Below are 19,769 nucleotides of genomic sequence, written 5' to 3'. Positions count from 1 at the left end.
AGCGTGCGCTACGCGGGACTTGCGCCAGTGCGCGGGAGTTCGGGACTGGCCAAAACTCCAGCGCCACGCGTCGCGCTGGAGTTGCGCCAGTGCGTGGGTGTTGCGCCTCCCGCGCAGCGGCGCATCCCCCGCGCGATCGCTCGAGACCGCCATCGCCCAACGGTGGCTGCCCGCGGGGCGGCGGGACGGCATCCGTTTAAAAGAGGATGCCAGGTTTCAGCTCGGCGCGACCAGGGTGTCGCAGCGCCAGCAGGTGGCGGGCAGCTCGCCCGGAACGAATGCACCGCAGTCCGGGCAGACCTGTTCGAGCCAGCAGGCTGGGTCGCCACCGATCGGGTTGCCGCCGATTGCTGCATCGTCGACCGAGTGAGCGTCATCGTGTGTGGTCATCGTTTCAGTATGGCCCTGGGCCGGGAAAGACCCGAAGCCCCCCGCTGGAGGAGGAGGGGGCTCCGGGTGGGAGTCGAGCGTCAGCTCGGGTTGGGCGCGCCGGGACGCGCGTAGTAGAACCAGGCGAGGCCCGTGCAGAGCACGCAGAATACCGTGCAGCCGATGAAAAAAGTGGTCGGGCTCATGGCAGTGAGGGCCATTCCGACGATGAATGGGCCGAAGGCGGCGATCGCGGCGGTCCAGCCGATCGCGCCGCCGGCCTGGCGCTTGGGGAAGATCATCGGCATCTGCTTGAACGTTCCGGCGTTGGCGAGGCCGGAGAAGAAGAAGATGATGATCATGCCGGTGAGAAAGCCCTCGAACTCGTCGACGCTGGTCGGGGTGAGGAAGAACACCGTGACCAGGGTGCCGACGGCCATGCCGGCGCCGCCGATGAAGGTGAAGATGGCGCCGCCGAACCGGTCGCAGAGCGGGCCACACGCTGCACGCACGAGGGCGCCGAGTACCGGGCCGATGAAGGCGAAGGCGAGCGGGTTGGGTGCATCGGGGAAGTCGCCGTAGACGTTGAGGATGATGAGGCCCATTTGGGCCGCCAGGCCGCTGAACGCGCCGAAACTCATGAGGTAGATGAGCGTCATGATCCAGGTGTGCTTGACCGTGAAGATGTCCATCTGCTGCCGAAAGTTAGCTTTGATCGGCACTTTACGTAGAAAAATGAGAGCGAGGGCGACCGTGAGCAGTACCCAGGGGATGAGCACGAGGCCGCCGTTGTGCAGCCAGACCAGTTCGCCGTTCGAGTCACTCTCCGGGGTCAGCACCGCGGTGCCGAGCAGGCCGAAGCCGACGACCCAGGGGGTGAGCAGCTGGATCAGTCCGATGCCGAAGTTGCCGAGCCCCGCCTGCAGGCCGAGGGCCGTTCCGGCGAGGCGCTTGGGAAAGAAATAGCTGGTCGAAGCCATGAAACCGGAGAAGCTGCCGCCGCCGATACCGGCTGCGAAGGAGAGCGCGAGCAGCACCCAGTACGGCGTCGACACGTCGCGGGCGACCAGGGTCCAGCCGATCATCGGCAACAGCAGCAGCGCGCTGGAGAGGGCGACGAGGATGCGCGTGCCGAGAATCGGCGGCAGGAACATGAAGACGAGGCGCAGCAGGCCACCGGCCAGGCCGGGCAGCGCGACGAGCCAGTACAGCTGGCTGGTGCTCAGGTCGAAGCCGATGTCGTTCAGCCGCGGAGCGATCGCGCTGACCAGGTACCAGGCCGCGAAGCCGAGGGTCATGCTGAACGTGGTGATCCACAGGGTGCGCCAGGCGAGGTGTGAATCCCAGGTCTCTTCGTTTTCCGGATCCCAGTTCGAGAGGTCCGGCTTCAGCGTGGACGTGACGCGTGGTGGTGAGACGGTTGACATGGTTTCCTCGGCTGGTTGGTCGGGCAGCAGGCCCGCTTAGTAGCCAGCTTGTTCGCTTGCCGGTGCCGACGCGTCGCACAAACGCCGTGAAAAATGATTCGGAGCGAAGCGGATGCCGGCGGCCCGGTGCGATCGCGTCCGAGGTCGCACCCCTCCGGTGATCGAGTTTGCCGTCGACCAAGGTGATTGAGTCGGGGGTCGCCGGCATCCGCTTCTCGCTGTGGCGCGGCTGGAGGCGGTCTGTGGTCCGTCCCCTCCGTTGATCGAGCTTGCCGAGATCGCCATCGACCAACGTGACCGGGTCGGGGGTCGCCGGCATCCGATTCTCCCCGGGCGGGCCGCGGTACTCTAGAACGGTGAAAACTCAGCTCAAACTTGGGGCCGAACTCGGGGCCGTCGTGATCACCGTGTCTGATCGCTGTTCGCGCGGCGAACGCGAAGACAGGTCCGGCCCGGCCGTCGTCGATGCGCTCGGCGAGGTCGGCATTCCGTGCGGGCCGCCCCGGGTCGTCCCCGACGGAATTGAAAGTGTGGCTGGCTCTATTTCGGCGGCGCTCGCTGACGGCTCCCGCCTGGTCGTGACGACCGGTGGCACCGGCGTATCGGCGCGCGATCTGACGCCCGAGGGCACGGCGACGGTGCTGCACACGATTCTTCCGGGCATTTCCGAGCGGATGCGCGCGATCAGCGTCGCGACGATTCCCACCGCGGTGCTGTCCCGCGGCATAGCCGGCATCGCCGATTCGGTCGGCAACAACGGAGCCCTGGTGGTGAACCTGCCGGGTTCAGTTGGCGCGGTGCGGGACGGTGTGGCCATACTCGCGCCGCTCGTGCGGCACATCATCGACCAGCTCGACGGCGGCGACCACTGATGGGGGCACGTGCATCGGACGCGGATTTCTCGGCCGCGGGCTCTTCGGGTGTGGGCCGCGCATCGCTCGGCTTCGCCCGTGTAACCGAGTCGCTGCTCGACGTCACCGAGCACGTTTCGGCCGTTTCGGGCCTTTCCCACGGTGCCGTGGTGACGTTCATCGGACAGGTGCGGGACCACGATCCCGATGCGCTCGGGCGCGTCACGGGCCTGGACTATAGCGCGCATCCCGACGCGGGGCGCATTATCGGTAAGATTGCCGAGCGGGTGTTGACGCAGCATCCGCTGGTCGTATTGGCGGTCAGTCATCGCATCGGACACCTTGAGGTCGGCGACCTCGCCCTCGTGGCTGCGGTCGCGAGCGCCCACCGCGGCGACGCCTTTGCGGCCTGCGAAGCCCTCGTCGAGGCCGTCAAGGCAGAGGTCCCGATCTGGAAGAAGCAATACGAGGTCGACGGAACGCACTCCTGGGTCGGTTTGTAGCCTCGCCGACAGCGCTACTTCGCGGGTGCCGTTCAGAATCGCGGAGATCGCTGTTTCGGCGGCTGATCGGGGCCGTTGGGCGAAATTCTCCGCAGTTATGCGGGGAGCCCCTGGTACTTAGCCGCCGGCGAAGGGCGGGAGGACGTCAACGGTGTCGGTCGGCGCGAGCGCAACGGTGTCATCGGCGGCGCGGGCGCCGTTCACCAGCAGCGAGCAGAGGCCGAGCACGCGCACGAACTCGCTGCCGTAGCGTTCGCCGAGTTCGGCGCGCAGCTCGCCGATCGTGCCGGCATCGAGCGTGGCCGTTTCGGTCTGGGCGGCTTCGGCCGCTCCGGCGAAGAACCGCAGGGTCGCCATCACAGTTTTTCGGGAGTCCAGTCGAGGGCGAGTTCGCTCGCGGCGGCGCAGGCGGCCTCAATTGAGGCACCGGTACCCCCATTCTTCGCGGCTGCGAGGCCGATCAGAAAGGTGCTGAGTGGTGCAGCCGGCCGGGCCACATTGTGGGCCACGTCGCGGGCCACGTCGAGCAGGTCGCCGACCGGCACGTCGGCCGGATCGAGCTGGAGCCGGTCGGCGAGGGCGGTCAGCCAGTCGTCGAGCGCTTCGGGAGGCAGCGGTGCTGAACTCATTCTGGTCACTCCTCGGGTCGTGCGTCGGGTACACCGGTCAAACGCGCGGTGCTGCTCTCAACATCCTGCCACGTATCGACGTCGACCCCGGTTTCGGATTCGTCCATCAGCCCTATGAGCTTCAGCCCCGACAGTAGGTTCCGCATGCTGGCGCCGTTGACGCGATCGCCGAGGCGGTCCACGGCCGCGCGCAGGGCGGGCGCCCGGTAGATTCCGGCGAGCCACTGGGCGTGGCCGGTGTAATCGGTGAGGTGCACACCGTCGGCCTGTTCACCGATATTCTCCAGAGCGGATGCCGCGGTGACCAGCAGGCGCGCAGCATCCGCTCCCCACGGAAGATCGCAGGCGAGCACGAGCAGCCAGGTGGCGGGGTCGTCAACGTTCGCTTCGACCTTGGTCCCGCCGTGTGCCTCGCAGTGTACTTCGACGTGTGCTGCGCCGTGCGCCTCGAGCGCGGCGAGGCCGGCCGCGATTCCGGCTACCGGGCCGCCGAACGGTGGGTCTTCGAGTGTCCAGATCAGTGCGGACGGCATGGCGGTAGCGGCGGCGGGCGTTGCGGCTGCGGGGGTTAGTGCCGTGGCCGTGGGCGACGCGAGATTGGGATCGGGTGCGGGTGCAGGTGCACCTGTCGAGGGTGCGGGGTGCGCGGCGAGCGGAGGCGTGTCGGCGGCGGGCACCGCTGCGGGCGGGCCGACAACGACGGTGTGCCGGGCGACCGGTCGGGCGTCGAGCACCCTGGAGAGCAGGGTGCGCCCGGCCACCTCGACTGCGGGTTTGAGCGCGCCGCCGAGGCGGCTGCCACGCCCGCCCGCGAGCACGATGAGGTCAATGGTGAGTGCCGGAAGTGGGCTCATGAGGCGTGCCCTGGGCACGACCGCGCCCGATATGGGTGCGCGCTACGGTAACCGGCGTAGCGGCTACCCGTATCGGGCGCGGTCACGGGAGGGAGCATCCGCTTAGCCTTGGCTGCGCAGCCAGTCGCCGGACTTGCCACCACTCTTGGAGAGCAGACGCACGTTCTCGATCGTGACGGACTTGTCGAGGCCCTTGACCATATCGACGATGGCGAGAGCCGCGACCGAGACGGCGGTGAACGCCTCCATCTCGACGCCGGTGCGGTCTGCGGTGCGCACGGTCGCGGTGATGCTCACCCGGTCATCCTCGACGATCAGGTCGACGACGGCGCCGTGCACGCCGATGACGTGGGCGAGGGGGAGCAGGTCGGCGGTCTTCTTGGCGCCCTGGATTCCGGCGATGCGGGCCACGGCGAGCACATCGCCCTTGGGAGCCGTGCCGTCGCGGAGCGCCGCGATCACCGTGGCACCGCAGCGCACGAAGCCCGCCGCGGTGGCACTGCGAACGGTCGGAACTTTGTTGGTGACGTCGACCATGCGGGCTTGTCCGGCCGAGTCGAGGTGGGTGAACGGCTGGGTGGGCACTGTCGCGTCGGGAATATCGGTGGTGTGCGTCATGATGACAGCATGACAGTGATGAGGTCGCCGCCGCGAACGTGAGTCGTGTCTTCGGACACGATGGCAAGACCAGTTGCCTGCGCCAGCCCGGCGACGAGGTGCGAACCCGATCCGCCGCGGGAGGCCGGGCGCACCTCGATGTGGGTTCCGTCTCGGGTTCCGTCGGTGTCGGTGTCAGTCCCGGTCTCGGTTCCAGAATCGGTACGGTGCGTGACGATGACGGGCATGTACTGGGCGCGTCCGGGCGGGGAATTCCAGCCGTCGGCGACGGTCGCCGTGATGGTGCGGCGGTGCAGCTCCGGGTGCCCGAGCAGGCGGCGCAGCGCGGGGCGCACGAACACTTCGAACGACACGTAGGCGCTGACCGGGTTGCCGGGCAGGGCGAAGATGAGCGGTCCGGGCACGTTTTCGGTAGCGGGCCAGCGTCCGAACCCCTGGGGCTTGCCGGGTTGCATCTTCACCGGTCCGAAGTGCACGGTGCCGAGGGGTTGTAGTACGGCCTTGACCACGTCGTACGCTCCGACACTGACGCCGCCGGAGAGCACGATCACGTCGACCGTTCCGGCCAGGTCGGTGAGCAACGCGCGCAACGTGTCGTCGTCGTCGGGCACGGCGCCCACCCGAATGGCAACGCCGCCGGCTTCGGTGACGGCCGCCGCCAGCAGAAAGGAGTTGGAGTCGGGAATCTGACCGCGCCGGGTCGGGCTGCCGGGGGTGACGAGTTCGCTGCCGGTGGAGATGACCGCGACGCGCGGCGCCGGGTGCACCAGCACAGAGCTGGTTCCGGCGCTCGCCGCTGCGGCGACCCGGGTCGGCCAGAGCACGCTTCCCGCGCCCAGCACGCGGTCCCCGGCGTGGGCGTCTTCGCCGGCGCGGCGCACGTGCGCTGCGGCCGTGGGAGCGCGCACGATGGTGACCCGGTCGGTGCCCTGGTCGGTGTCTTCGATCGGAACGACGGCATCCGTTCCGTCGGGAATCGGCGCGCCCGTCATAATGCGCGCGACTTGCCCGGGCATCAGGTGTGGGTTCTCGGCGGTGCCGGCGGCCAGGTCGGCGACGACGGGCAGGTTGATCGGGTTCTGCGCCGAGGCGCCGAGCAGATCGGCGCGGATAACGGCGTAGCCGTCCATCGCGGAGTTGTCGAACGGAGGAGTATCGGTCGCTGACAGCACGTCCTCGGCGAGCACCAGGCCGCGCGCGGCGTCGAGCGGCACGCGCACCGGCACCAGCGGCTTCAGGTCGGCCAGAATCACCGCCAGTTGTTCGGCGACGGTGCGAGCGGATGCGGCCGGCGCGCAGGCATCCGCTCTGTCGGAATGCGTGTGGTCGCGATGAGCGGCGTGCGCGCCTTCAGCCTGCGCAGGTCGAACCAAGAATTCGTTTGGCACGGCCGTCGCGCCGGGCAGATTTGTCTCGGTCATCGGCTAGTTGTGGCTGTCGGGCTGGCGGGCGCTGCCCTGTTATCCGGAGCCGACGCGTGGCGCCCGGTCGGAGTCGGCTCGAGGGACGGCCAGCGGCTGCCGATGCCGGGCGCGCGTCCGGCCGTGACGAGGTCGTCCCAGGCCACGATCCCGCCGGTGAGCACGGAGACGTCGGTGAATCCGGCCTCGCGGAGCGCGGCAGCAGCGCGGGCGGCTCGCCCCCCGGCGTGGCAGTGCACGATCAGCGGGGTCTCCACCGGGAGGGCGGCCCGGCCGGTATCGGAGAGTACCCCGTCGGTGAGGAGCTCGCCGAGCGGCAGTAGTCGGGCCGTCGGAATGGAACTCTCGGCATTCTCGTTCGGCTCGCGCACGTCCAGCACGAGAAAGTTGTCGTTTCCGGCGCGTTGGGCCTCGAGACGTTCCACGAGTTCGGCACCCGAAACCTCGGCGGTATTCTCTGCGGCGACGCGGGCGGTTTCGGCCGCGAGCTCGGCCGCGACCTCGGCAGCGGTCGGTTCGGCGGCGATGCCGGTTCCGACCAATGGAATCTCGCTGAATCGGCCGGACAGGGCATCGATCACGAGCACCCGGCCGATCAGCGGGGAGCCGATTCCGGTGATGAGCTTGATGGTTTCGGTCGCCATGAGCGATCCGACCTGGCCGCAGAGAGCGCCGAGCACGCCGGCATCGGCGCAGTTGGGCACTTCACCGTCGGCCGGCGGTGTCGGAAACAGATCGCGCAGGTGCACTCCGGTGACGCCTGAGCTCGCCGGCGGCGTGGCCCAGAACACCGAAAGCTGGGCATCGAATCGCAAAACGGATGCCCACACCAGCGGCAGTCCGAGCCGCGCGCAGGTGTCGTTCACGAGGAACCGGGTCGGAAAGTTGTCGGTGCCGTCGATGACCACGTCGTAGCCGCCCAGGATCTCGGCGGCGTTATTCGCGACCAGACGCTCGGCGTGCCGAACGACGGTGGTCTCCGGGGCGATCTCGGCGATACGCTCGGCGGCGCTGTCTACCTTGGGGCGACCGACATCCGCTTGACCGTGAACGATCTGGCGCTGGAGGTTGCTCGGTTCCACGTCGTCGCCATCGACGATACCGATGGTGCCGACGCCCGCTGCCGCGAGGTAGAGCAGCGCGGGGGAGCCGAGCCCGCCGGCGCCGAGCACGAGAACCCGAGCGTTGGCGAGGCGGCGCTGGCCGAGTTCGTTGAGCTGGGGGAGGCGGCGCTGGCGAGCGGTCCGCACGGATTCGGATGCGCTGAGGCGGTCAACGGGCTCAACGAGGGGAGGAATGGCCATGGCTTAACGCTAGGCGTTGCGCGGCCCCTCGGCCACCCATCCCGCGCGCTCTCCTCTGCCTTCCCATCCGTCCAGCGTGATGTCACGAACCCCATCCGCCCCGGGTCGCCGGCGCCTAACTCCTGCAATTTCTCGCTCCCGGCAGTGCGATGCCCGTATTTACGGGGGATTGGCCGACCGCCGCGATCAATTTGAAGGAGTTATGCCCCGGTGGTCGGGCTCACTCGGTGGCTTCCTGAATTAGCCACGGCCGATCGCGAAGACAGGGACCCAGACAGCGGGTCAAAACCGCAGATACGGTGCTATCGTGCAATTCATGACGCAATATCGGATCAGTGAGGCCGCCGAGCTGCTCGGCGTTAGTGACGACACCGTGCGCCGCTGGGTCGACGGTGGCCGTCTCGTGGCGGATGCCGATGCATCCGGTCGCCTCGCGGTTGACGGAGCGGCGCTCGCCGCCTTCGCCGTCGACCAGGCGAGCACCCCGGCAGACCCGTCGAGCGTGGGCCGCAGCGCCCGCAACCGCTTCGTCGGCATCGTCACGGCCATCACCATGGACACGGTCATGGCTCAGGTCGAGCTGCAGTGTGGCCCGCACCGCGTCGTCTCGCTCATGTCGAGCGAGGCCGTGCGCGAACTCGGGCTCGAGGTAGGGTCGCTCAGCGTTGCCGTGATCAAGGCCACCAATGTGATCGTCGAAACTCCGGGACGGATGCCGTGACCCGCCTCCCCCAGGCCCTCGCCGTTCTGGCCGTGCTCGCCCTGGCCCTCACCGGTTGTGCACCCTCGACCGCCACAGATACCGGGGCAACCGACTCGGCTGCCGCGGGCACTGAACTTGAGCCCCAGACCCTCAGCGTCTATGCCGCCGCGTCGCTCACCGGCGCTTTCGACGAACTCGCGACACTGCTCGAGCAGCAGAATCCGGCCGTCGATGTGCAGCTCACCTACGACGGATCTTCCGCCCTCGCCACCCAGATCGCCGCCGGCGCCCCGGCCGACGTGTTCGCGAGCGCCGACCAGAAGAACCTGCAGCCGCTGGCCGACGACGGGCTCGTCGGCCCGGCCACCGTGTTCGCCGGCAACACCCTGCGCATCGCGGTCGCCCCGGGCAACCCGCTGCAGATCGACACCCTCGAAGATCTGGCCCGCCCCGGCGTGATCACCGTGCTGTGCGCGGCGCAGGTGCCGTGCGGTGCGGCAGCCGCTGCCCTGCTCGCCAACGCCGGTGTCACTCTCACGCCCGCCAGCGAGGAACAGAATGTGACGGCCGTCGTTACCAAAATCGCCGGCGGCGAAGCGGATGCCGGCCTCGTCTACGCGACGGATGTCGCCGCCAACCCCGGCCGCATCGACGGCCGGACCCCGGCCGGAGCCGACGCGGTCATCGGGCACTATCCGATCGCGGTCGTGGCGGGCAGCGCGCACGCCGAGGCGGCCCAAGCTTTCGTTGACCTCGTGCTCTCGCCGGCGGGGCAGTCCGTGCTCGCCGCTCACGGATTTCTCGCCCCGTGAGCGTTTCATGCCGACCGGGCCTGGGCCCGGAAACCGGGCCCAGGATAGAACATGGGCCCACCGACCGGGCCCGGGCCCGGAACGGGAGAAACCTCCCGCGGCACATCGCAGGCTGCGACGAAACGGCAACCGTTCGCGGATACGGGATCGCCCGCCTGGGCCCACCTTATGCAACCGGGCCCATGATCGAACATGGGCCCGCTTTCCGGGCCCGGGACCGGAAAGCAATGCTCAGACACGTCACGCCCTCTGGCCCGAGCACCGGGCACGGTCGCGCATGATTCCGCGCCTGCTCTACCTGCCCGCGAGCATCGGCCTCGCCCTGCTCGTGCTGCCGCTCGCCGGCCTGCTGTTCAAGGTCGACTGGCCCCGCCTCCCCTCCCTGCTCCTCTCGCCGGAAGCCCTGCAGCCGCTGGGGCTCTCGCTCGCGACGGCATCCGTTTCGACGCTGCTCTGCCTGCTGTTCGGCGTGCCGCTCGCCGTCGTTATCGCCCGGTCGCGGCCGCGGGTAGCCGGTCTGCTGCGCGCACTCGTGACCGTGCCGCTCGTGCTGCCGCCACTGGTCGGCGGCATCGCGCTGCTCTCCCTGCTCGGACGCGGCGGCGTGCTCGGCAGCACCCTCGAACTGGTCGGGCTGCGCATTCCGTTCACGACCGCGGCCGTCGTCCTCGCGCAGACCTTCGTGGCCCTGCCGTTTCTCGTGATCGCCGTCGAGGGCGCGCTGCGCACCGCCGGCACCCGCTACGAGAGGGTCGCCGCGACCCTCGGCGCCCATCGCGGCACCGTCTTCGCCCGCATTACGCTGCCGCTTGTCGGCCCCGGACTACTGGCCGGCACCGTTTTGAGCTTCGCCCGCGCCCTCGGCGAATTTGGCGCGACCGCCCTATTCGCCGGCAACCAGGCCGGAGTCACCCGCACCATGCCGCTCGCCATCTACACCGCCTTCAACGGCTCGGGCGTCACGACCGACCAGGCCGTCGCCCTGTCGCTGCTGCTGATCGCGGTCGCCGTGATCATTCTCGTGCTGGTCGGAACCCGCCGAGCGAGCGTACTGTCGTGACCGCCGCCCTCTGCCAGGACGCCGCCACCGCAGTTCTCGCTGCGAACCTGCAGCTCACCCGAGGCTCGTTCACCCTCGATGTGCAACTCACGCTCGCGCCCGGCGAGGTGCTGGCCCTGCTCGGCCCGAACGGCTCGGGCAAATCGACGGTGCTCGATCTGCTCGCCGGACTCGCCACCCCCGACACCGGAACCGTCACCCTCGATGGTGTGACCCTCACCGCGTCCGGCCGGCTCGTGGCCCCCGAAAATCGCACTATCGGCCTGCTCGGACAAGAGCCCTTGCTCTTTCCTCACCTGAGCGCCCGGGCCAACGTGGCCTTCGCGTTCCGGGTCGGCGGAGCGCGACTGAAGACCGCCGAGGCTCGGGTGCAGGCCGACCGCTGGCTCGATCGGGTCGGGCTGGCCGGCCTCGGCAGCAGCTTGCCGGGCGCCCTCTCCGGCGGGCAGCAGCAGCGCGTCGCCCTCGCCCGAGCCCTCGCGGCCGGCCCGCGAGTGCTCCTGCTCGACGAGCCGATGGCTGCCCTCGACGCGGAAACAGCACCGTTCATCCGGCAACTCATCCGCGAGCAGCTTAGCGAAACGGGCACGAGCGCCATCATCGTCACCCACGACATCGTCGACGCCGTCGTGCTCGCCCACCGCGTCGCCGTGCTGCACCACGGCGCGCTCATCGACGAAGGCACGACCGCAGCGGTACTCGCGGCCCCGCAAAACCCCTTCGTTGCGGCGCTCGCCGGCGTCAATCTCGTGGTGGGCACCGCGCAGAACGGCGGGGTCGTCGCCCCAGACGGACGCACGTTCTGGGTGCGCCCAGCGGATGCCGCAGCCCTGTCGCCCACAACTCCCGCCTCTGCAGCCCTCGGCGCAGAAGCCGCCGCGGCCGTCTTTCGCCCGGCATCCGTTGTCGTGCACACGGTACAGCCCCGTCACGCGAGCCCCCGCAACGTCTGGTCGGCCCGGGTCACCGGCATTGAGCCGGGCACCGGCGGGGTGCGCCTGCGCACGAGCGGCGACCCCGAGATCATCGCAGAACTCACCCCCGCCGCGGTTGCCGACCTCGGCCTGCAGGTGGGCTTGACGGTCTGGCTTTCGGTCAAGGCCACCGATGTGAGTGCCTACCGTCGCTAACGTTACATTCCGGACACCGGGGCGGCGATCAACGAGGAGAAAAAGAGTCGGTCACTGCTCCTAGGTATTTCAAGATGATGTGCCAAGGAGCGTCAACGTTGAAGTGGCGACCGTCCAAGGACCGGGGGCCCTCACTGTGTTCAAGAGAAGCTGATCGGGGCCGCGCCGATCGCTCCTTTGTCGTCATTTTCCCTCGGCGGTGAGGGCAAGAGTACGACGAGCGCCAACCTGGACATCGCCCTGTCTGACGCGGAAACTCGCGTTCTGCTCGTCGACGCCAACCTGCGTCGCCCGAAGATCGCCGAATACATGAACGTCGAGGGCGTTGTCGGCTTCACGAATGTTTGCCAGCGAAGCGGATGCGACGGCATCTTGCCACCCACCGCCCCAGCCCCGCCCGGATGCACCTGTCTGGCCACCCTCACCGTTTTCGGGCAGTATCCGCCTTTTATCCCGCCACCCATGTGAAATCACTGCTGTCTCGCACGCACAAAACAGGAGCGAGTCGAACCGACTCCACGGCGTCTCCGTTCAGCACGCCGAGGAGCAACTTCACGGCGACCCGGCCGATGTCGAGCATCGGTGATCGCACCGACGACAGCGCGATGGGCAGTTGCGCGGCCAGCGACGTGTCATTGAATCCGACAATTGCCAGATCGCGGCCCACGTGCAATCCGTGAGAATTTGCCGCGCCCATGGCGCCGATGGCCGCGAAGTCGTTGACCGCGAAGATCGCACTGGGGCGAGGATGTGTGCCTCGCAGAATGCTATCCGCTGCGGTGTGCCCGCCCGTTGTGTCGAAGCGCGACCACACGATGGCGCCCTCGGGGATCGTTCCGCCGAGCGAGCGAAACCGGGAGACGAAGCCGTGCGTGCGATCGACTGCAGTACTGGCGTAGGGTTCACCAGCGATGATGGAAACATCGCGGTGGCCCTGGTCCCACAGGTGCTGCGCCACCAGAGCTCCGCCAAGGGTGTCATCGCAGGTTGCTGACGCAAAACCGGCAATGGCGCGGTTCATGAGCACGAAAGGCACCTTGCGTTCGGTGAGCTCGTCGAGAATATTGCCGTCAAGGTGCGCGTCACCGATGATGAGGCCGTCTACTCGCCGAGACAGCATGATTTCCATCTTGCGCCGCTGTATCAATGTATCGTCGCGAGAGTTCATGACGAATGTGGAGTAGTTGGCGTCGTCGGCTGCCTCGTCGATTCCTTCGTACATAACCGCAAGCACGAGGTCGGAAAGACGCGGAACGATAACTCCGAGAAGATGCGTGCGCCGCGTGCGCAGACTCGTAGCCTGGGGGTCGGGGGAGTAGCCCACCTTCTTGGCGAGGTCACGCACACGTTGGGCCGTGACCGGCGCGGCGGCGCCGCGTGCCGTGTCAGCTTTCCCGTGCAGGATCCGTGACACGGTCGACGGGTGTAGGCCGAGTTCGGCGGCCAGATCTTTCAGGGTGACGGACCCCGGTCTGATGCCTGTCATTTCGCTGTCTCCAGTTTCCGTTATCCGAGAAAGCCGGATGCGAAGCTTGACTTGCTTGTGGATCTCATTCTATAGTTTTACCACCTCACTACCCAAACGATTGGGTAGTGAACGTTACGTACCCGCAATGACGCGTGCAGTCGGCCGAAACATTGGGTATTTACTCTTGCATCAAGAAACCCAATCGTTTGGGTACCGACCTCCGGAGAAAATAATGACAGATCGTGCCGGCACCCACGTGGTGTTGCTGGCGACCGGTGGAACCATCTCGTCGCGCGCCCGCTCTGCGGAAGGCGGCGCCACGGTTGCCGCCGACGCCGGTGCAGAAGTTCTCGGCGGTCTGGCCACAGCCCCGGCCTACCCCGTGCGGGTCGTCGACGTCGCCTGTGAGGGGTCCTACCTGCTCACTCTCGTTGACATGATCGCGATCTGCGCGCAGATCAAGATTGCCCTCGCCGACCCATCGGTGCGGGGGGTCGTCGTCACGCACGGCACTGACACGATGGAAGAGACCGCCTACCTGGCCGACCTCACCCACGACCACGTAAGCCCGGTCGTCTTCACCGGGGCGCAGAAATCCGCCGACGCCGCCGACCCCGACGGTCCCGGCAACCTCGCCGATGCCATCGCGGTCGCTGGATCACCCGCGGCAGCAGGCCTCGGCGTGTTGATCGTTTTCGCCGGCGAGATATTCCCCGCCCGCGGCGTGCGCAAAGCACAGACCTTCGCACTCCATGCCTTCACCAACCCCGACTTTGGCTCGGCCGGTTCCCTGACCGCCACCGGTGACGTCGTAATCACCCGCCAGGACCAGCGGATGCCCCCGCTCCCGCTCCCGCCCCTCCCTCCCCGCCAGGCCAGACGCGTCGACGTGGTGTCTGCCTATCCGGGGGCGGACGGGATCTTGCTGCAGGCATCCGTGGCTGCCGGGGCCAGCGGAATCGTGTTGCAAGCGACGGGAAGCGGCAACGGCAACCCCGCCCTGTGCGTCGCCGTCGCCGCCGCCGCCGCGGCTGGCACCGTCGTGGTGACGAGCACCCGGGTGAGTGCCGGCCCGGTCATCCCGGTCTATGGCGCCGGCGGAGGACGAGACCTCGTCGCGGCCGGTGCCATCCCCACTGGCCTGCTGCGGCCCTCACAATCGCTGATTTTGCTCAGCCTTCTGCTGCAGCTCGATCGCAACCATGACGAGATCGCCGCCGCGTTTGCCCTGTACGGGGCAGCCATCACCGAGTCCGCCCAAATTTGTTAGTGCAACGAAAGGCACAGATATGAAAAAAGATATCCAGATTGCATTTGGAGTAGACGTCGACGCTGTCGCAGGCATGCTCGGTTCCTACGGCGGCGAAGATTCCCCGTGCGACATCTCCCGCGGCATGTTCAGCGGCGAGGTCGGTGGGCCGCGTCTTATTCGCCTGTTCGACAAGTACGACTTGCCCGCTACCTGGTTCGTTCCAGGGCACTCCATCGAGACCTTTCCCGAGCTCACCCGCATGATCGTTGCCGCGGGCCACGAGATGGGCGTGCACGGCTACTCCCACGAGAACCCGATCGCGATGACCCGCGAACAGGAGACCACGATCCTGGACCGATCCATCGAACTGATCGAAAACGTCTCCGGACGCCGCCCCACTGGGTATGTCGCCCCTTGGTGGGAATTCTCGTCGGTGACGAACGAAATTCTTCTCGAACGGGGCATCAAGTACGACCACTCGCTCATGCACAAGGACTTCGAGCCGTACTACGTGCGCGTCGGTGACAGCTGGAAAAAGATCGACTACGCCCAGAACGCCCAAACCTGGATGGAGCCGCTCGTGCGCGGCACCGAGACTGACCTGGTCGAGATTCCCGCCAACTGGTACCTCGATGACCTGCCCCCCATGATGTTCATCAAGGCCGCCCCCAACTCGCACGGTTTCGTGAACCCACGCGATATCGAACAGATGTGGAAAGACCAGTTCGACTGGGTCTACCGCGAAATGGATCAGGCCGTCTTCACGATGACGATCCACCCCGACGTCTCCGGACGCCCGCAAGTGCTCCTCATGCTCGAGCGCCTCATCGAGCATTTCAACTCCCACGAAGGCGTCAGCTGGAACACCTTCGACCAGATTGCAGATTCGTTCCTCGCCCGTTCCCCCCGAAAGGTTCCCTCCGTATGAAACTGAAATCTCCCACCCTCGATCTCACGGCGGCGACCGTCAACGAGAAACGTCGCTTTCCCGCCTTCACCGTGAAGCAGACCCGCACCGCCACGATTCTGGCGCTGTTGGCCTGGACCGTTGCCGTCTTCGACTACGGACTGTTCGGCACGCTTCTGCCCGCCATGCAGGAATCCTTCGGCTGGACCGCGCCGGAAGCCTACGCGATCAACACCTGGATCGCCGTGGGCACCGCGATCGTCTGCTTCGGCGTCGGTCCGGTCATTGACCGCCTCGGACGACGCAAGGGCATGATGGTCACCGTCGGTGGCACGGCCATCGTCTCCGGCCTCACCGCCATCATCCCCACCGGAATGGCCTTCCTCAGCAGTGGGTTGCTCGTGATCGTTCGATCATTTGGCGGTCTGGGCTTCTCCGAGCAGGCCGTCAACGCGACCTACATGAACGAGGTCTACCAGGTCACCGAAGACGAGAAGAAGCGCAAGCGCCCGGGCCTGAGCTACTCCTTTATTCAGGGCGGCTGGCCGCTCGGCTTTCTGCTCGCCAGTGCGCTCGCCCTGGCTTTTCTTCCGACCTTCGGCTGGCGTGCACTGTATTTGATGGCCACCATCCCCGCAGCGCTCATCGTATGGGCCATCGCACGCAAGCTCAAAGAAACTCCTCAGTTCGAGCTGCACAGTGAACTCACCCGACTCGAGAAGGCCGGGCGCACCGAAGAAGCCCACCTGCTCGCCGGGTCGTACGGCGTCGAGCACTCCTCGACCGCACCACTCAAGCTCATCTGGGAGCCGAAGCTGCGCCGTAACACGATCGTGTTCTCGCTCGCCTGGATCTTCAACTTCATGGGCATCATGATCTTCAGCATTCTGGGAAGCTCCGTTCTTAAGAACGCCAAGGGTATTGAACTCTCCGACGCCTTCTGGATGCTCATCATCATCAACGCCCTGGCCTACTTCGGCTACGTGTTCCACGGGTGGCTCGGCGACAAGATCGGCCGCAAGCGCACCATCATCAGCGGCTGGATCCTCGCATCGGTCGCCTTCACCATCATGTTGAGTCCCCTCGCGAACAGCCCCGTGACCATCGTTGCGAGCTTTGGTGCTGGCCTTTTCTTTCTGGTGGGCCCGTACGCAGCTATTCAGTACTTCATGGCCGAGTGCTACCCGGTGAGCTGCCGCGCCACCGGCACCGCGTTCATCGGCGCGATGAGCCAGCCCGGCATCGTCCTCGGCGGCGCGCTATTCACCGCCGTCGCCGCCGGAGCCAACACGGGAACCGCCGCGCTCTGGGTCGGCGCCCTGGGCACCCTCATCTCGGGTGTGCTCATGATCGCCGCCAAACCCATGGCAGAAGCTCCCCTCGCTATCGCACCGGAAAACGAGCTGAAAACCCAGCGTGCCTGAACCCCGCGTCGCAATAATTACCGGAGCCGCCAGCGGTATCGGCCGGGCCCTCGCCGTGCACTACGCCGGCGAGGGGGTGCGCAGCATCATCGGTACCTTCCCGGGCGACCCGCACGACCCGCAGGAAACACTGCGGCTGGTGCGCGCCGTCGGTGGCGAAGCCGTCGTGCACGAAGTTGACGTGCGAAGCACGGCATCCGTTGACGCTTTCGCCCAACGAGCGGTAGACGAATACGGCCGCCTCGACTACGCCGTCGCCAACGCGGGCATTCTGCGTCATTCATCCCTCGCCGACATGACGGATGCCCGGTGGACCGACATGCTCGATGTCGACCTCACTGGTGTCCTGCGCACACTGCGTGCCGGAGCCGAACGCATGACCGAGGGCGGCGCCATGGTGGCGGTGTCCTCGATCGCCGGCGCGGTCTACGGGTGGGAGGGCCATGCCCACTACGCGACGGCGAAAGCCGGCGTGCTCGGTTTGATTCGCAGTGTGGCTGTTGAACTGGGGCCGCAGGGCATCCGGGCCAATGCGGTCATTCCCGGTCTCATCGAAACTCCGCAGTCACTCGACCCGGTAAATTCGCTGGGACCGGACGGCCTCGCACGAGCCGGCAAGGACATCCCCTGGGGTCGGGTGGGTACGCCGGCAGAAGTGGCCAGTGTTATCGCGTTTCTCACTTCTTCGCAGGCCGGGTACGTCACCGGGCAGTCCCTCATCGTTGATGGTGGACTCACCGTGAAAATGCGCGCATAGATATGGAACAGAAATGACCCCGCACCATCGCGCGTCCACCGGCCGCGGAGTCGTCGTCACCGGCGGCAGTAGTGGAATCGGGCGGGCGATCGCCGAAGCGTTTGTCGCCAACGGTGACCGCGTGGTCATACTCGATCGCGCGGGCACCGACATTGACGCGATCAACGTTGACGTGTCGCAGGAAGACAGCGTGCGCACGGCCTTCGCGACCGCTCGCCAACGGCTTGGCACCATTGACGTTCTGGTGAACAGTGCCGGTCTGCTCACCGAGTCACCACTGCAAAACATGACACTCGCCATGTGGAACGAGACTCTCTCGGTCGACCTCACCGGGGTGTTCCTGTGCTGCCGGGAGGTGGTGGGGGAGATGCGCCAACAGAAATGGGGCCGCATCATCAATATCGCTTCCCAGCTCGCCATCAAGGGCGGCACCGGCCTGAGCCACTATTCGGCGGCCAAGGCCGGGGTCGTGGCGCTGACTAAATCGCTGGCGCTCGAAGTTGCTAGCGACAACGTGCTCGTCAACAGCATCGCTCCCGGCCCGATCGAGACCCCGCTCGTGCAGGGGATCTCCGAAGATTGGAAGATTGCCAAGCGCGCCGAATTGCCGCTTCGGCGTTTCGGCGTTGCGGCCGAAGTCGCCCCCACGGCGCTGCTGCTTGCGAGTGAGCCCGGAGGAAACCTCTATGTAGGGCAGACCCTCGGGCCCAACTCCGGCGACGTGATGCAGTAACTCGGGCCGTCAGGTCAGTCAGGAACAAAAAAATGTGCGGAGCATGCGGCACGACGGTCTACCCTGACCCGGTGATGGGCAACGAACACACCCTCAGAAATCGCATTCTGGTGGCGCAAACGGTGTCCGCCGTGTGTGCCGGCGTGCCCGGCGCACCCCGCATCGCGGCGCTCGCCGCTGGATGGTCGGTGACCAGCGCCACCGGCTCGATCTCGTTGTGCCACACCGTTGCTGACATCTGGCGTGCGCTCCCCGTCCGAAGTGCGTCGGTGCTGCAGCACGCGCTCGAGGTGAGGGCGCGCACCGAAGGGTCCGTGGGCCTTTCGGCGCGCGTCGTTGCCCTCGGGCTCGACCTGACGCGGCAGCGCTTGCTCGTTGGCTCGCCTCGCTGATCGACGTTGCGACTAGCCTGAGCAACGCACCAGCCGCCGCGAGGGCGACCCGCCCATCGCCGACGAGTGCGAGCTGTCCCTCGCTGGGCCACGCAAACCCGCGCCGCCCTCCTGATCTCCGGGCAGACGGCCCGAATAATAGGGCGGGGCGTTGTTTCTCACGTGAGCACGAGGCACGAAGCTTTAGGCTTGCGCCACGCAAACTGGTGTCGTCGGAGGTGGCAACAACCCGCGGTTCAGCGGATGCGTATGAGTCCCGGCGGGATCGCGGAATAGCGCGGGGGTACGGTGGCAGAACGACTAAGGAGAGCCATGACCCCGTCCGAACTGCTCATCGAAGAGTTTTCCCGTATCCAGGGATACGTAGGTGCGACCCTGAAAAACACGACCGTCGCCACCCTCACGTATCGAGCGGATGCCGACGCCAACACGATCGCCTGGCTCATCTGGCACCTGTCCCGCGTGCAGGACGACCACCTCGCCGACCTCGCGGGCACCGCGCAGGTGTACACCGGGCAGGGCTGGGCTGAACGATTCGACCTTCCGTTCGGGCCGACGGCCACCGGCTATGGCCACACCTCGGCCGATGTCGCGGCCGTTCGCGCTGACGCTGAACTGCTTGTCGGCTACTACGACGCCGTGCACACCGCGACCGTGGCGTACCTGGGTACCCTCGTCGAGGCCGATCTCGACCGGGTCATCGACGAATCCTGGACCCCCGCCGTCACCGTCGGCGTGCGCCTCGCGAGTGTGCTCTCTGACGACCTGCAGCACGCCGGCCAGGCAGCCTTCGTGCGCGGTCTCGCCGACCGCGCTGACGCCTGACCTGTTCGTCATCCAACACGCTGCAGTGGATCTTTGGCGGAGAATGGGGGATTCGGACCCTGCGAGTGGGGTTTGTGCGTCATCCAACACGCTGTCCTACAAGTCTGGCGGAGAATGGGGGATTCGGACCCTGGGAGTGGGGTTTGTGCGTGACCCAACACGCTGTACTACAAGTTTGGCGGAGAATGGGGGATTCGGACCCTGCGAGTGGGGTTTGTGCGTCATCCAACACGCTGTACTACAAGTCTGGCGGAGAATGGGGGATTCGGACCCTGGGAGTGGGGTTTGTGCGTGACCCAACACGCTGTCCTACAAGTCTGGCGGAGAATG

23 protein-coding genes are annotated in these 19,769 nt (G+C 66.9%); 14 read left to right on the top strand and 9 right to left on the bottom strand.

Going from position 1 to position 19,769, the window contains the following annotated elements; translation table 11 throughout:
- Positions 1–216: 216 nt before the first annotated feature.
- On the bottom strand, positions 217–390 hold the full coding sequence (locus E3O11_RS17535; protein WP_166787499.1) for a hypothetical protein: 174 nt from the start codon (positions 388–390) through the stop codon (positions 217–219).
- Positions 391–470: 80 nt separating this feature from the next.
- Complete coding sequence (locus tag E3O11_RS05465) at positions 471–1,796, bottom strand: MFS transporter (RefSeq protein ID WP_092448275.1); 1,326 nt, start codon at positions 1,794–1,796, stop codon at positions 471–473.
- 356 nt (positions 1,797–2,152) lie between these two features.
- On the opposite strand from E3O11_RS05465, the gene E3O11_RS05460 reads away from it, so the two are divergent.
- Together E3O11_RS05460 and E3O11_RS05455 are read left to right on the top strand one after the other, a co-directional pair.
- On the top strand, positions 2,153–2,668 hold the full coding sequence (locus E3O11_RS05460) for a MogA/MoaB family molybdenum cofactor biosynthesis protein (protein ID WP_092448274.1): 516 nt from the start codon (positions 2,153–2,155) through the stop codon (positions 2,666–2,668).
- Positions 2,668–3,150: a molybdenum cofactor biosynthesis protein MoaE gene (locus tag E3O11_RS05455; protein WP_092448273.1), complete on the top strand. Its 483-nt coding sequence runs from the start codon at positions 2,668–2,670 to the stop codon at positions 3,148–3,150. Before E3O11_RS05460 ends, E3O11_RS05455 begins: the two co-directional genes overlap by 1 nt.
- A gap of 117 nt (positions 3,151–3,267) precedes the next feature.
- On the opposite strand, the gene E3O11_RS05450 is transcribed toward E3O11_RS05455, so the two are convergent.
- The 6 genes from E3O11_RS05450 to E3O11_RS05425 all read right to left on the bottom strand — a co-directional run bounded on the left by E3O11_RS05450 (position 3,268) and on the right by E3O11_RS05425 (position 7,976).
- Entirely contained in the window at positions 3,268–3,507 is a 240-nt protein-coding gene (locus E3O11_RS05450; protein WP_092448272.1) for a MoaD/ThiS family protein, read from the bottom strand.
- The gene (locus E3O11_RS05445; RefSeq protein WP_092448271.1) at positions 3,507–3,779 is read right to left on the bottom strand and encodes a DUF6457 domain-containing protein; all 273 of its coding nucleotides are present in this window, start codon (positions 3,777–3,779) and stop codon (positions 3,507–3,509) included. Before E3O11_RS05445 ends, E3O11_RS05450 begins: the two co-directional genes overlap by 1 nt.
- 5 nt (positions 3,780–3,784) lie before the next feature.
- The gene (gene mobA / locus E3O11_RS05440; protein WP_092448270.1) at positions 3,785–4,633 is read right to left on the bottom strand and encodes a molybdenum cofactor guanylyltransferase; all 849 of its coding nucleotides are present in this window, start codon (positions 4,631–4,633) and stop codon (positions 3,785–3,787) included.
- A gap of 102 nt (positions 4,634–4,735) precedes the next feature.
- Positions 4,736–5,251 (bottom strand): cyclic pyranopterin monophosphate synthase MoaC, encoded by a 516-nt coding sequence (gene moaC, locus E3O11_RS05435; protein WP_092448269.1) that lies wholly within the window; start codon positions 5,249–5,251, stop codon positions 4,736–4,738.
- Positions 5,248–6,672: a molybdopterin molybdotransferase MoeA gene (locus tag E3O11_RS05430; RefSeq protein ID WP_092448268.1), complete on the bottom strand. Its 1,425-nt coding sequence runs from the start codon at positions 6,670–6,672 to the stop codon at positions 5,248–5,250. The genes moaC and E3O11_RS05430 overlap by 4 nt, the downstream gene beginning before the upstream one ends.
- Positions 6,669–7,976, bottom strand: a complete 1,308-nt coding sequence (locus tag E3O11_RS05425) for a ThiF family adenylyltransferase (protein WP_092448267.1) — start codon at positions 7,974–7,976, stop codon at positions 6,669–6,671. Before E3O11_RS05425 ends, E3O11_RS05430 begins: the two co-directional genes overlap by 4 nt.
- A gap of 316 nt (positions 7,977–8,292) precedes the next feature.
- On the opposite strand from E3O11_RS05425, the gene E3O11_RS05420 reads away from it, so the two are divergent.
- The 5 genes from E3O11_RS05420 (at position 8,293) to E3O11_RS05400 (ending at position 12,149) form a co-directional block, all read left to right on the top strand.
- Positions 8,293–8,697, top strand: coding sequence for a TOBE domain-containing protein (locus E3O11_RS05420; RefSeq protein ID WP_092448266.1), 405 nt, complete (start codon positions 8,293–8,295; stop codon positions 8,695–8,697).
- Complete coding sequence (modA, locus tag E3O11_RS05415) at positions 8,694–9,491, top strand: molybdate ABC transporter substrate-binding protein (RefSeq protein WP_092448265.1); 798 nt, start codon at positions 8,694–8,696, stop codon at positions 9,489–9,491. Before E3O11_RS05420 ends, modA begins: the two co-directional genes overlap by 4 nt.
- A gap of 277 nt (positions 9,492–9,768) precedes the next feature.
- Complete coding sequence (locus tag E3O11_RS05410) at positions 9,769–10,551, top strand: ABC transporter permease (RefSeq protein WP_092448264.1); 783 nt, start codon at positions 9,769–9,771, stop codon at positions 10,549–10,551.
- Positions 10,548–11,681 (top strand): sulfate/molybdate ABC transporter ATP-binding protein, encoded by a 1,134-nt coding sequence (locus E3O11_RS05405; RefSeq protein ID WP_092448263.1) that lies wholly within the window; start codon positions 10,548–10,550, stop codon positions 11,679–11,681. Before E3O11_RS05410 ends, E3O11_RS05405 begins: the two co-directional genes overlap by 4 nt.
- Before the next feature lie 177 nt (positions 11,682–11,858).
- Entirely contained in the window at positions 11,859–12,149 is a 291-nt protein-coding gene (locus E3O11_RS05400; protein ID WP_241994655.1) for a tyrosine-protein kinase family protein, read from the top strand.
- Here E3O11_RS05400 and E3O11_RS05395 read toward each other — a convergent pair.
- Positions 12,130–13,167, bottom strand: coding sequence for a LacI family DNA-binding transcriptional regulator (locus E3O11_RS05395; protein ID WP_092448261.1), 1,038 nt, complete (start codon positions 13,165–13,167; stop codon positions 12,130–12,132). The two genes, E3O11_RS05400 and E3O11_RS05395, sit on opposite strands and share 20 nt — an antisense overlap.
- Positions 13,168–13,381: 214 nt before the next feature.
- Between E3O11_RS05395 and E3O11_RS05390 the strand changes: the two genes are divergently transcribed.
- From E3O11_RS05390 to E3O11_RS05360, 7 genes are all read left to right on the top strand, one after another.
- On the top strand, positions 13,382–14,419 hold the full coding sequence (locus tag E3O11_RS05390) for an asparaginase (RefSeq protein WP_166787498.1): 1,038 nt from the start codon (positions 13,382–13,384) through the stop codon (positions 14,417–14,419).
- A gap of 19 nt (positions 14,420–14,438) precedes the next feature.
- Positions 14,439–15,329: a polysaccharide deacetylase family protein gene (locus tag E3O11_RS05385; protein ID WP_092448260.1), complete on the top strand. Its 891-nt coding sequence runs from the start codon at positions 14,439–14,441 to the stop codon at positions 15,327–15,329.
- The gene (locus tag E3O11_RS05380) at positions 15,326–16,732 is read left to right on the top strand and encodes an MFS transporter (protein ID WP_092448259.1); all 1,407 of its coding nucleotides are present in this window, start codon (positions 15,326–15,328) and stop codon (positions 16,730–16,732) included. Before E3O11_RS05385 ends, E3O11_RS05380 begins: the two co-directional genes overlap by 4 nt.
- The gene (locus tag E3O11_RS05375) at positions 16,725–17,489 is read left to right on the top strand and encodes an SDR family NAD(P)-dependent oxidoreductase (RefSeq protein WP_092448258.1); all 765 of its coding nucleotides are present in this window, start codon (positions 16,725–16,727) and stop codon (positions 17,487–17,489) included. The genes E3O11_RS05380 and E3O11_RS05375 overlap by 8 nt, the downstream gene beginning before the upstream one ends.
- 13 nt (positions 17,490–17,502) lie before the next feature.
- Positions 17,503–18,222, top strand: coding sequence for an SDR family NAD(P)-dependent oxidoreductase (locus E3O11_RS05370; protein ID WP_092448257.1), 720 nt, complete (start codon positions 17,503–17,505; stop codon positions 18,220–18,222).
- A gap of 71 nt (positions 18,223–18,293) precedes the next feature.
- Positions 18,294–18,614, top strand: a complete 321-nt coding sequence (locus E3O11_RS05365; protein WP_139226619.1) for a hypothetical protein — start codon at positions 18,294–18,296, stop codon at positions 18,612–18,614.
- A 312-nt stretch (positions 18,615–18,926) separates the two neighbouring features.
- Positions 18,927–19,439, top strand: coding sequence for a mycothiol transferase (locus E3O11_RS05360; RefSeq protein ID WP_092448255.1), 513 nt, complete (start codon positions 18,927–18,929; stop codon positions 19,437–19,439).
- The last annotated feature ends 330 nt before the right edge of the window (positions 19,440–19,769 follow it).

The organism is Cryobacterium levicorallinum, assembly GCF_004402405.1.
GTDB classification, from domain to species: Bacteria; Actinomycetota; Actinomycetes; order Actinomycetales; family Microbacteriaceae; genus Cryobacterium; species Cryobacterium levicorallinum.
Note: the sequence above shows the minus strand (reverse complement) of the source record. Positions and strands in the feature narration are given on the sequence as shown.